Annotated in this window: 9 protein-coding genes; 6 read left to right on the top strand and 3 right to left on the bottom strand. The window is 64.2% G+C overall.

Going from position 1 to position 12668, the window contains the following annotated elements; all coding sequences use genetic code 11:
* Positions 1–169: 169 nt before the first annotated feature.
* The gene (locus tag ACERJA_RS07325; protein WP_373607593.1) at positions 170–673 is read right to left on the bottom strand and encodes a hypothetical protein; all 504 of its coding nucleotides are present in this window, start codon (positions 671–673) and stop codon (positions 170–172) included.
* 204 nt (positions 674–877) lie between these two features.
* Here ACERJA_RS07325 and uvrA point away from each other — a divergent pair, with 204 nt between their 5' ends.
* Entirely contained in the window at positions 878–3841 is a 2964-nt protein-coding gene (gene uvrA / locus ACERJA_RS07320; protein ID WP_373607592.1) for an excinuclease ABC subunit UvrA, read from the top strand.
* A gap of 106 nt (positions 3842–3947) precedes the next feature.
* On the opposite strand, the gene ACERJA_RS07315 is transcribed toward uvrA, so the two are convergent.
* Positions 3948–4136: a hypothetical protein gene (locus tag ACERJA_RS07315; protein ID WP_373607591.1), complete on the bottom strand. Its 189-nt coding sequence runs from the start codon at positions 4134–4136 to the stop codon at positions 3948–3950.
* Between the two features lie 149 nt (positions 4137–4285).
* Between ACERJA_RS07315 and ACERJA_RS07310 the strand changes: the two genes are divergently transcribed.
* Entirely contained in the window at positions 4286–4702 is a 417-nt protein-coding gene (locus ACERJA_RS07310; protein ID WP_373607590.1) for a hypothetical protein, read from the top strand.
* A gap of 102 nt (positions 4703–4804) precedes the next feature.
* Positions 4805–5179 (top strand): hypothetical protein, encoded by a 375-nt coding sequence (locus tag ACERJA_RS07305; RefSeq protein WP_373607589.1) that lies wholly within the window; start codon positions 4805–4807, stop codon positions 5177–5179.
* Between the two features lie 8 nt (positions 5180–5187).
* Here the strand turns inward: ACERJA_RS07305 and ACERJA_RS07300 are convergent, their stop codons facing one another.
* The gene (locus ACERJA_RS07300; RefSeq protein WP_373607588.1) at positions 5188–5592 is read right to left on the bottom strand and encodes a CBS domain-containing protein; all 405 of its coding nucleotides are present in this window, start codon (positions 5590–5592) and stop codon (positions 5188–5190) included.
* Positions 5593–5705: 113 nt separating this feature from the next.
* Here ACERJA_RS07300 and ACERJA_RS07295 point away from each other — a divergent pair, with 113 nt between their 5' ends.
* Genes ACERJA_RS07295 through ACERJA_RS07285 form a run of 3 tightly spaced genes read left to right on the top strand, consistent with a single transcriptional unit; the run spans position 5706 to position 12634 of the window.
* On the top strand, positions 5706–7940 hold the full coding sequence (locus ACERJA_RS07295) for a hypothetical protein (protein ID WP_373607587.1): 2235 nt from the start codon (positions 5706–5708) through the stop codon (positions 7938–7940).
* Positions 7933–8985 carry a hypothetical protein gene (locus ACERJA_RS07290; RefSeq protein WP_373607586.1) on the top strand — a complete coding sequence of 351 codons (1053 nt, stop codon included), beginning with the start codon at positions 7933–7935 and terminating at the stop codon, positions 8983–8985. The genes ACERJA_RS07295 and ACERJA_RS07290 overlap by 8 nt, the downstream gene beginning before the upstream one ends.
* Positions 8978–12634 carry a UvrD-helicase domain-containing protein gene (locus tag ACERJA_RS07285; protein WP_373607585.1) on the top strand — a complete coding sequence of 1219 codons (3657 nt, stop codon included), beginning with the start codon at positions 8978–8980 and terminating at the stop codon, positions 12632–12634. Before ACERJA_RS07290 ends, ACERJA_RS07285 begins: the two co-directional genes overlap by 8 nt.
* Positions 12635–12668: the final 34 nt, after the last annotated feature.

The following is a 12668-nucleotide window of genomic DNA, read 5'->3' as shown; positions in this document are numbered from 1 at the left end:
TCGAGTTGGGGCCGATACCAGAGATGGGGTCGAAAACACGCGTATCGACGCTCGGAGATGACTGCACCGTGTGGCGTAGAGACATGTTGGATGCGCTATGCAAATCAGGACGGCGTAATAACGCTTGTTGCTGTATCACGTCCGCAGCAGGCGATGAGGGGAACACCAGTTACTCGTCATCGGCCGACGAACGGGACTCGGTGACCGCTTCGACCATCGTCTGTCGATCCGCAAAGTACGCCGGTGCGTCGTTGTCCGCCTCGAAATGGACCACCCGTTCTAACGCCGCATCGCCGTCATCGACCGACGACTGTAACTCCGCGGCGAGGTCGGTGTAGCCCGCTGCCAGCTCCTGAAAGAGCTCCATCCGCGTCTGTTTGGCCTCGACGAGCAGCTGTTTTTCTTTGACCTCACGCTCGAGGGCCTCGAGTGCGTCGACGTCGAAGCTGTTGTCGGGACCGGGTGGCGTCGATGGGCCGTCGGTGCCCTCGACCGCCTTCGTGTGGTCCTCGAGCCGGCTCCGGAGTTCGGTCATCTCTGCGTCGATCTCGGAGAGCAAGTCGTTGGCTTCGGTACGCATCGTCTCGACGCGCCCGGAGAGGAGTCCGGCCTGGGTCTGACAGTAGTCGACGAATTCGTCGACCGAGAGCCCGGGTCCAGTGTCGTCGCTCATGACCACCCCTTGGAGCTTCCAGCCGAAGACACTTTGGACCGGTCGACACGCCGTGTCGCATCTCTGGAGCGCCACCAACGAAGTGCTACCAGATACCGTGCGGTTCGCCTTTCAGACTCGTTAAGTTCGTTCAGCCACTGATACATCCACAATGAACCGAGCCGTGAGTCACGAACTAACGCAGCCACCAGCCGATACCGAACCATGAGCAAGGAGTACATCACGGTTCGGGGTGCAGAGGAACACAACCTCAAGGACCTCGACGTGACGATCCCCCGTGAGGAGTTTACCGTCGTTACCGGCCTCTCGGGCTCGGGCAAATCCTCGCTGGCGTTCGAGACGATCTACGCCGAAGGCCAGCGCCGCTACATCGAGAGTCTCTCCGCCTACGCCCGCAACTTCCTCGGGCAGATGGACAAACCGCAGGTCGAGACCGTCGAAGGGCTCTCGCCAGCGATCTCGATCGACCAGAAAAACGCCGCGAACAACCCCCGATCGACGGTGGGAACGGTGACGGAACTCCACGACTACCTCCGGCTCCTCTACGCTCGCGTCGGCACTCCCCACTGCCCGGAGTGTGGCAGTGAGGTCGGCGAGCAGTCGGCCCAGAACATGGTCGAACGCATCCTCGAGCTCCCCGAGGGAACCAAGGCCAAACTCGCCGCCCCCGTCGTTCGCGACCAGAAGGGGGCGTTCGAGGATCTGTTCGACGAACTGGTCTCGGAGGGGTACGCCCGTGTCGAAGTCGACGGCGAGGAACACGACCTCACGCTCGAGAAACCCGACCTGGACGAGAACTTCGATCACACGGTAGACGTCATCGTCGACCGCGTGAAAGTCAGTGTCGAAGATCGCCCACGGATCATCGACAGCGTCGAGACGGCCCTCGAAGAGGCCGAAGGCGTTTTGAAAGTTATCCTTCCAGATGCCTCCGAGGAGATCGCCGCGGATCTGGGCGAGGAGGCCCGCCAGACGGGTGCGCTGGGCGACGAAACCGACGACGACGACCGCTTCGTCGTCGAGTTCTCGAAGGATCTGGCGTGTACCCACTGTGGGATCGACGTCCCCGAGATCGAGACGCGCTCGTTTTCGTTTAACTCGCCCCACGGCGCCTGTCCCGAGTGTGAGGGCTTAGGCGAGACCAAGGAGGTCGACGAGGACCTCGTCATCCAGGACGCATCCAAACCGCTGAAACACGTCTTCGAACCCTGGAGCTACAACCGGTCGTACTACCAGACCCGGCTGGATTCCGTCGCAGCGCATTTCGACATCCCGCTGTCGACACCCTTCGAGGAGATCGACGCGGACATCCAGCAAGCGTTTCTCTACGGCACGACCGACGAAGTCGTCTTCAAGCGACAGACGAAAAACGGCACCCGGCGCAAGCAAAAGCGCTTCGAGGGCGTTATCCCGAACTTAGAGCGGCGGTATCTCGAGACCGACTCCGACTCGACTCGCGAACACATCGAGGACTACATGTCGGTCACGGAGTGTCCGGCCTGTGATGGCACGCGGTTGAAGCCCGCGAGCCGGGCCGTGCTCGTCGACGACACCTCGATCACCGAGATCAACGCGATGAGCATCGGCGACGCCTTAGCGCACTTCGAGTCGATGGAAGCCGACCTCACCGAGCGCGAGAAGGTGATCGCCGAGGAGATCTTGAAAGAGATTCGCTCGCGACTCAGCTTCATGTGTGAGGTCGGCCTCGAGTATCTCACACTCGATCGAGAGGCCTCCACCCTGTCGGGCGGCGAGAGCCAGCGCATTCGACTGGCGACACAGATCGGTTCCGGACTCGTCGGCGTCCTCTACGTGCTCGACGAGCCGTCGATCGGGCTCCACCAGCGGGACAACGACCGGCTGCTCGACACGCTCGAGGAACTGCGCGACATCGGCAACACCCTGATCGTCGTCGAACACGACGAGGAGACGATGCGTCGTGCCGACCAAGTCGTCGACATGGGACCTGGTCCCGGCAAACGCGGCGGCGAGGTCGTCGTCAACGGCTCCGTCGAGGAGCTCAAAGCCTGCGAGGACTCCGTCACCGGCGACTATCTCTCTGGCCGCCGGCAGATCCCCGTGCCCGACGAACGTCGCGATCCCGACGGCGCGCTGACGATCCGCGGGGCACGCCAGCACAACTTAGACGACGTCGACGTCGACATCCCGCTTGGCAACTTCACCGCGATCACGGGCGTCTCGGGCTCCGGGAAATCGACGCTGATGCACGAGGTGCTGTATAAGGGCCTCGCCCGCAAGATGAACAACAACACGAGCGTGATTCCGGGCGACCACGACGCCCTCAAGGGACTCGAGGAGATCGAAACGGTTCGCCTGATCGATCAGTCACCGATCGGCCGCACGCCGCGATCGAACCCGGCGACGTACACGAACGTCTTCGACTACATCAGGGAGCTGTTCGCCTCGACCAAACTCGCGAAACAGCGCGGCTACGAGAAGGGGCGTTTCTCGTTTAACGTCAAGGGCGGACGCTGTGAGGAGTGTGGTGGGCAAGGAACGGTGAAAATCGAGATGAACTTCCTTTCGGACGTGTACGTCCCCTGTGAGGAGTGTGACGGCGCACGCTACAACGACGCCACACTCGACGTCACCTACAAGGGGAAGACCATCGCGGACGTCCTCGATATGGAAGTCGAAGAGGCCTACGACTTTTTCGAGTCCTCGAGTCAGATCCGTCGCCGACTCCAGCTGTTGAAAGACGTCGGGCTGGGCTATATGACGCTTGGCCAGCCCTCGACGACCCTCTCCGGCGGTGAGGCCCAGCGGATCAAACTCGCCGAAGAACTCGGAAAGAAAGATTCGGGTGAGACGCTCTACTTACTCGACGAGCCGACGACGGGACTTCACAGCGAGGACGAGCGCAAGCTGATCGACGTCCTCCACCGGTTGACCGACAACGGCAACACCATCGTCGTCATCGAACACGAACTCGATCTCGTGAAAAACGCCGACCACGTCATCGACCTCGGCCCCGAAGGCGGCGAGAACGGCGGCGAAATCGTCGCCACCGGCACACCCGAGGAGATCGCCCGCCTCGAGGACTCCCACACTGGTCGCTATCTGCGTGATCTGTTGCCGAAAGTGGATCTCGAGGGACCACGCGGCGAGCGTGTCGAACCCGTGACGGCGCCGATGGACGACGATTGAGACGGTCTGCTGTACGAGTTACCGCTGATCACCAGAGACGGAGCCGGTGATCGGCGGTCAGTGACGACAGCAGTCCGTATGAACAGCGTCCGGCACGGCTGTCGGTTCACTGCTGATCGGCTATAGGCTGCAGTTTCGTTCTCGACTCGTTGATCAGCAGTGGCACAACCACCCCCACTCCGATGAGGATTGCCAACCGAACGACCGGATTCGCCGTGACGCCCAGTGAAACGTACCAAATGAGGATGCCAAGCCCCATGAACGTGGTCATGGTTTGTGTGCCTTTTTCATTCATGGATGCTCACTTACCCTCGATCGCTAATAACGTCGCGGGCTACACTAGATAACCACCGCTCGAGACTCTCCGTCTCGAGGCGGATGCTGATCGACCGTTCGGGTAGCGATCCGAACCGTTAACGGCGGCCGAGGGCGAAACGCGACCCAATGAACAGCCAAAAGCGGGTCGTTCGCCACGGGCTCGCCGGTGGCGGCTTCGCTACGCTCTTGCTGGCGGCCAGTTTTCTCGTCCTCGGCGAGCCGACGCGTCCAACCACGGTCGCGCTGGTGGCGTGGCTCGTCGCCGTTGGCGGGTCGATGCTCGCCGCCGGCACGCGAGAGCGCGTCTCGATCGGCTCCGTGACCGTCGGCTGGCCCCGAATCGCCGCCGTCGCGATCGCGATGCTCGCCGTCGGCTGGGCCACCGTCAGCGCCGTGGGACTGCTCGAGGGCGACGGCATCACCGGGCTCGGAACGCTCGAGGCCGTCATCACCGCCCTTGTGGTGGGCTACTTCGCGTGGTTCGCTCGCGAGTGTTGGGTCGGCGGCGCGCTGCTCGAGGCAGAAACGTTCGCTGTCGACTGAAGCGGGTCCTGTCCCGAAGCTGACGGACAGGCGCCCGCACGAGACTATCATCAGTCTGTGTTCGGCCATACAGCCAAGGCAACTGCGGGCCAATCGGTATCTATGCAAGAGGACACCAGTGACGAGCAGCCCGAGGAGTCGGAGCCGACACGGATCACGGAGGATCCGACAGACTCGTTCGATCTCGAGCACCCGGAACGCGTCGAGGTGGGTGTCACCCGCGGCGAGACTGACCTCGAGTTCGGGCCGCCGCGGGACTACCCCGACCGAGCGGACGTCTCAGTTCGACCCGAAGATGACGGAGGCCATCGGCTCGTGTTGAGTATCGACGCGATGGCTGGCGATCACGGGACGGGGCACGCAGACGTGACGCTGACGCCGGCAGAAGCACGGGCGCTCCGGGACCACCTCGACGAGACTGTTCGCTGGATGACCGAAGCCGACGGAGCAGAACCCACTCAGGAAGACGAACGCTAAGCGGCGTCTTACTCCGGACTCGGCGTCTCTGCACGCGAGAGGTACGACGTCAGATCGGAGGTTGTGAGCATCCCGATAACGCCCTCGTCCTCGTCGACGACAGGGGTGTGGTGGAAGCCGTGTTCGACCATCACGTCCGCAGCGTCACGGATACCGTCCTGTGCGGAGACCGTGATCACGTCCTGAGTCATGTACGTCGAGACTGGCGTCTGATCTTTGGGCTTGCGTTCGGCGACGATCTGCACGAAGTCCGTCGTCGTCAGAATGCCCGCAAGTTGGTTGTCCTCGTCGACGACCATCACCGAGCCGATGTCCTCCTCGAGCATCAGGTTCCCGGCGTCCTCGACCAGCGTGTCCGGTGAGACCGTATGTACCGACGAAGACATGATTCGCGCAACGAAAATATCGTCCATGAATGGTTGTCTGGTGTATACATGATAAGGGTTGTCAATGCGGCAGGGCGTCGATCCGGCAGCCGCCGCAGGTTTAAATACCAACTCGGCCATACTGAGGGACAGATCAACTGATGGCGTCTCCTCCAGCCCCGCTCGAGGGTACCTGCAAACTCCTTTCCGAGCCCGTGCCCAGCGACGCCCTGTTCGAGCGGATTGCGTCCGAATACGCCGCCCTCGCCGACGAGTACGGCCCCCGGAACGTCCTCGTCCTGAAACGACACCCGGCGGGCCTCGAGTCACTGACCGACGCCCTTTCCGGGGTCGACGCGACCAGCGGCACCCCACGCTCGCCACGCGTCGAGTCGTTGCCCGAGCACGCCTCGAAAGTGCTCGAGGAGTACGATCCGACGCTGGATCGCCTCGAGTACGAAGAGCGGATCGAACTCATCTCGCTGGTGATCGACGGCGCCAGCCGCGACGTGCCGGACTACCTCGAGCGCGCGGCGAGCCACGAGAGCTTCGCTCGCGACGTCGGGCAACTGCTGCTCGAGGCGACCCGCCAGCGGCTTCGACGCGACGAGTTCGAGGCTGAGCCACACGACTGTCTGGCCTTCCTCTATGCAATGAACGATCGGTTCCACGCCGAACTCGAGGCTCGAGGCTACGTCGAGCGGGCAGACGTGATCCCGCGGACCGTCGACTTGCTCGAGGCGGACGCCGACGGGCTACAGACCAGAGTAACCGACGCAGTCGATGCTGTCCTGGCCGTCGAATTCGAGGAGTATCGGCGGCTCGACCGGCGCTATCTCGGGGCACTCACCCACGATTCGGAACTCGTCTGTCTGGGCGAGCGCCACGCCAGCGTCGAACGCACGCGTATCGAACCCGGCCGTATCGAGGACCACGTCGGCGACGGCCTCGCGGTGGAGGTGCTCGAGACAGGGCCCGAAGACAGCGAGAACAGCGAGCCGCCACACCGGGAGATAACGCGGTTTCTGGCAACGGGAACATCACCGTCGGCAGCGAGAGCGGATGAAACCACCGAGCAGGCACCGAGTCGGGCACGCCGAATCCGCGCTCGAACCGCACGTGGACAGGTCAAACGCGTCGCCACCGAGATCCAGGCCCTCCGGGGTCGCCACGACTGGACGTACGACGACGTCGCCGTCGCAGTGCCACGGATCGAACGCGTGCCCGAAACCAGAGCCCAACTTCGCGAGGCCGGGATCCCAACGGCGACGATCGGCACCCCCTCGCTTGCGGAGGATCCTGCCGTCAACGAACTGTACGCGTTCGTGACGCTGCAGTGTGCCCTTGAGCGTGGCTCCGGGCGACGTGATCTGTTCGACACAACCACGTCCGATCGAGACGCGGGCGATCCGCTCGACGTCTCGCTCGCTCGACTGCAGGCTCGCGTCGACGAGTTCTCGCCCGACCTACTCGAGTCGTGTGCCGGCTCGAGCGTCTCCCGATCGCTCGAGCGGTGGCTCCACCGGACGGATCTGAAAGGCCGCATCGCCCGCGACGAGGCGTGGGTCGACGCACGCGAACAGTACGAAGGCGTCCGTCGGGTGCTCGAGATTGCCCGGTTCGTCGAGGAGACGGATCTCGTCGGCCCGGACTGGCAGGGACTGCGACGGATGCTCCGACGAACCATCCAGTACGACGCTCCCTACGTCCACGCCGTCGAGACGCAGCCGCCGACCGGCGGCGTCACGGTCTGTGCCGTCGACGACCTCAAATACGACGCGCGGGAGGCCGTCTTCCTGCTCGATCTGATCGACGACAGCTACCCCGGCGAGCAGTTTCTCACCCAGCTGTTCCCGACGGCGTGGCTACGCGAGATGCCGACGTATCCGGCCGTCACCGATCCCACCAGAGCGGAGCTGACGGCGACGTTTTCCACCGTCGCGCCCGAGGGCGTCGGCGACCCCTTCGAAACGTACCACGCCCAGTGCTCTCGGCGACGGCTCGCCCTCGCATCTCGAGCCGCCCGCACGCAGCTCTACTGCTGTTCGTACGAACGCGGCGCCGGCGGCCTGCGCCGAACGTACGACGAGTCTCGCTACCTGCACCTACTCGACTCGACCCCTGGCCTCGAGCTGGCGAGCATCGACGACGAGCCGACGGCGGCGATCCACGGCGAGGCGAACGCCCTCGAGGCGCTGCTCGCCCAACCCCACGGCGAACTCGAGCGAATCCTCCGGGAGGCGAGTACGGGCGGCGAGGCCGACCTCGGAACGACTGAGGAGCTGTTCGAGGAGATCGCGGTCGTCCTCGAGGACGGCGACATCGACGACGACCTCGCCGAAGCAGTGCGCTCGCAGTTCGAGTTCGCCACAGGAGAAGTGATTCGCAATGAGTGAGCACGCCCGCAACGACGAGGCCGACGCGATGGAACTGGCTGTCGACGGCCTCGAGACGTATCTCCACTGTCCGCGCCGGTACGAGTTCGCCCACGACCACGGCCTCGCTGGCAGCGACGACGACACCACGGTCGACGACCGCGTTGCTCTCTTGCGGACGGCGATCTGTGACGGGCTTCGACGTGGCGACCTCGACCGTGAGGCCCTCGAAGACGCCATCAAAGCGCGACTCGAGACGCTATGGGACGGCCACGACGAGTCGTTTCACTCGCTGGCCCAGCGACGCCACGAACGGCGAGTGCTCGAGGCGACCGCGACAGCGTACGTCGACCGCGTCGGCGTCGACCACGCGGCCGGGATCGAACGACTGGCGTCGGAGGCGACCGAGGGAGCCGTGATCGGGCCGGGGCTTCCCCTCTCGAGTACGGTGTCGGTTCCGGAAACGGACGAAACCGACGAAATGACGGTGCCGATCGACGCGAGCGTCGACTACGTCTACGCCGACGGCTCCGCGGTCGTCGGCGTCCAGTTCGTCCCGACGCTCAGATCGCTCGGCCTGCTTCGTTACCGATCGGAGTGGGAGGGGGCCGTCGCCGAGCAGTTTACCGACCACTTCGACCCCGACGCGGACGTCTTCGAGCCGGCGTTCGTTGGCGCACTGTTCGAAACCGCCGTCGTCATCGACGGGCTTCGCAACTACTGTCGGCGGCTGGGCCTCGAGGGCCGAACCTGCCGGTACGTCCGGATTCCGCTCGCTGACCGCTCGCAAACGGCGGTCAACTGGGCTCGCAAAACCGTCGAAACGAGCCTCGAGGTCGCAGATCTGACCGACGTCTACATCGACCATCACACGTTTGGCATGACACACGAACACCGCAATCGAATCGTCGACGATCGGCTGGCGACTGTCGCCGGCCGCCTGGCCACAGGCGCGTTCGATCCGACCGACCGCTGGGAGTCGATTTCGAACCACGCCTGTCCGGACTGTTCGTACACGGTCTGCTGTCAAGAGTACATCGCCCAAGAGGTGCAGTTCGATGGGTGAACACCGAGCGCAGGCCGTCGACGAGCCGAAAGGGAACCAGCAGGCAGTCATCGACAGCCGGGCAGCCTGTACCTCCGTCGACGCCGGCGCGGGAACCGGGAAGACGACGACGATGCTCATGCGGATCGAGCACGCGATCGAACGCGGCGATGTCGATCCCGACGACATTCTGGTGTTGACGTTCGCAAACGAAGCCGCCGGCAGCATCCGTGATGCGGTCGCCGAGCGCCTCGACCCCGAGGCCGCCGCGGCGATCGACGTCTACACCTACCACTCGTTTTGTTACCGGCTGGTCCGGGAGTACGCCTACTATCTGGGCTACTCGCCCGAGTTCGACGTGATCACCGAACGCAAACGCCGGCGGATCGTCGGCCGACTGCTCGCTGAGAACGACTACGACTTCGCGGCCGCGTCAGTGCGTGGCGACGGCTCACCCGAGGAGTTCGCCGCCGACGTCGACCGGTTCATCCAGTCGATGAGCCAGGAAGACATCACCCCCGACGAGCTACAGACACAGCTGCCAGCTGTCCGCACCCTCGAGCTCTGCAACGAGTTCGTCCTCCGGCTTGAGCGACGAGCAAGCGCAGACCTCTCTTTTGACAACGAATCGCTGCGATATTTCAACGAAGATCACCACCTCGAGGCGACCACCGAGTCACTGGTCGGCTACGGCAAACTCCTCGAGTTCTGTCGCGAGCAGATCGCCGAAGCGCCGGCGACGTTCCGCGAAGACGACGTCGTTCGCGACGTCGAGCGCTATCTCCGGGTGCTCCAGGGCTGTGTGACGAACGCGATCGACGTGCTCGACCTCGATGATCCGACGACCAAACAGCTTCCACGAGCCCTGTTCGGCAACGAGATCTGGCGGACGGCGACAAATCGGATCGAACAGAGCCCGTTCGGGCGGCTGAAACACTACATCGAGTTCCTGCGTCTCGCGCGCCACTACACTGACGTGTACGCCGACTATCACGACCATCTCGAGCGCGAGCGGACGCTCGATTTCGACGAGCTGGTACGAACGGCGACGGAACTGCTCGACGATCCCGCGATCGCCGACGAGATCACGAGCCAGTGGACCGACGTCTACTGCGACGAGTTCCAGGATACCGACGAGACGCAGTTCGCGCTCATCACCGAACTGACCGACGGTCCCGACAGGCCCGACTTGCTGGCCATTGGTGACAAGGATCAAGCGATTTACGGCTGGCGGGGCACCGACCGGGAAGGGCTTGACAGGCTCGCCGACGCCTACGACGACCACGAGGCGATCGAACTCGAACTCAACTTCCGCTCGCGACAGGAGATCCTGGATCTGACGAATCACTGTGAGTACGGTCCCCAATCGACGAAGACACTGCGCGAAGACGGGCGCACGCCCGGCGAGTACGGGACTGACGACGAGGATAGCGCTGGAACGGAACGCCAGCCGCCGGATCGTGTCGTCAAAATCGAAAGCGACGAGATCGACCGCTCGACGGCCGAACAGGTCGCGACGACCGTCTCGCGGCTGCTCAACGACGACGCCGAAAACGTCCCCCAGCGTACGCTCGAGGACATCGCGGTCATCGTGCGAACGAACCGCCACGCACAGGCGGTCGCCGACGAACTGCGAGACCGCCAGATCCCATACGAGATTTCGGGGTCGCCACGCGGCGAGATCCAGCCCGGAATCCGGACACTGTTGTCGTATCTGCGCGTACTCGTCGATTCCGATGCCGACGCCCACCTCCGGCGTGTACTGCTCTATCGGTATCGCCTCTCCGAGGACGATCTCGCGACGCTCCAGCGACGGGAGGGGACGCTGTACGATGCCGTGATGACAATCGATTCAGCGACGCTTGAGGCTCCCGACCGGCTCGAGCGAGCGCGCGACCACCTCGAGACACTCGAAACGCTCTGTAACGTCTACCCACTCTCCGGCTTTTTCAGCCGCTTTCGTGAGCTGACGCGCCTCGAGTGGTTCCTTACAGCGGCGGAGCGCGAGGAACTCGAGCGCGTCGAGCGCTTCGTCGAGGCGTACACCGCCGACTCGGTGATCGAGACGCTGACGCCACGGTTTGTCGACGCACTGGAGGGAACGCTCGAGGGCGCCGGCACCGATCGGACGCGGGGCACGCAGTCGACCGATTCGGTCGACGTGATGACGGTCCACCAGGCCAAAGGCCTCGAGTTTGATACCGTCCTCGTCCCCTACCTCTCCGACGAGGAGTGGTGTGTCGAGCGCGATTACGCCGAGCGCGCCCAGTACCGCCTGCTCGCGGCAGCACTCGACGACGGGATCGACTCGCCGCTGTGTGCCGACCTCGCGACCGAGACGGTCGGCGAGGAGTGGCGCGTGTTACACGTCGCGCTCACCCGCGCCGAGAACCACCTGTTCGTCTTCGGTTCCGAGTACGACTACGACGGCGAGGAGGACGAACTCGCAGCGTCGACCGCCGAGGCGTGTCTGGCAAGCGAGATCGAGTGGTCCGTGACGGGCCAGCGGATGAACCTCTGGGCGTCGCTGCGGGCGAGTTTCGATCGCGTACAGGACACCTATCCAGAAACTGTCGTCGACCGAACCGACGAGATTGCGCTGTCGGCCACCCGTAGTCCGGGAACCATCACCTACTACGCCGGCTACGACGACCGCCCGCACGAACCCCTCGAGACGCGCGAGGCGATTCGGACGGTCCACAAACTCGGCCGGTTGCTTCGCAAGGGGGTGTTGCTACCAGCAGCCGACGCGGCGAGTTTCGGGGGACTCGAGCACGAACTCGAGGGAGTGACGCGATCGGTGCCGGGCGGTCGCCGGGCGTCCGCGCTGACGACTGAGACGGTTCGGTTCCCCGTCGAAACGCTCTCGAACGCGACCGAGCTGCCGGTCGCGATGCGCCACAGCTACACGGCGATGGAAACGCATGCCACCTGTCCGCGAAAGCACTACCTCGAGCACGTCGTGCGGGCGACCGACGATCCGCTGGCGTCGATACCTGGTGTCGGACCGACTGACGGGACTGGGTCACGCCTCGTCGGCACGCTCTTTCACGACATCGCCGAGGAAGCGTTCTACCGGGAGTACCGAACCCGCGAGGAGTGGCAGACGGCCGCCATCCGACAGCTGACCGCGCGTGATCTGCTCGAGCACCGCGAGGCCGTGATCGCCTGCATCAGGCGCTACTTCGAGGCGAGTGCGCCCGCGTTCGACGACCCGGTCGCCGACTGGGAGCCAGTCGCCGCGGAACTGCCGTTCATGCTCGAGGCAATCGACGGCGTCACCGGCAGCCTCGTGGGCTACATCGACTCGATCCGGCGGACGCCCGACGGCGACCTCGCCGTCCTCGATTACAAGGCAACGGCCGAGCGGATCGAACCCACCGACGCCACCCAGCTAGCGCTGTACGCCCGCGCCTGCGAGCAACGCTTCGACGAACCGATCTCGGTCGGCGGCTACGTCTACGTCGGCGACGTCGACGGACCGCGCGTCGACCTCATCGACCCCGACGACCTCCCGCCGTGGTCGGTCGTCCGCGAGACGCTCACGGCAGTCGACGACCCCTCGCTCGAGGAGACGACACCGGGCGAGCACTGTCAGTACTGCCCGCATCAGTCGCTTGGCTGTGCGCCTGAGGAATACACCGAACTGCCCATCTCGAGCGACGACTGACCGCACTCGAGAGCGAACACCCTTATCCCACCGC

This window comes from Natronorubrum sp. A-ect3 (assembly GCF_041821125.1).
Classification (GTDB): Archaea; Halobacteriota; Halobacteria; order Halobacteriales; family Natrialbaceae; genus Natronorubrum; species Natronorubrum bangense.
The sequence above is the reverse complement of the archived record's forward strand: the minus strand, read 5'-3'. Positions and strand labels throughout refer to the sequence as shown.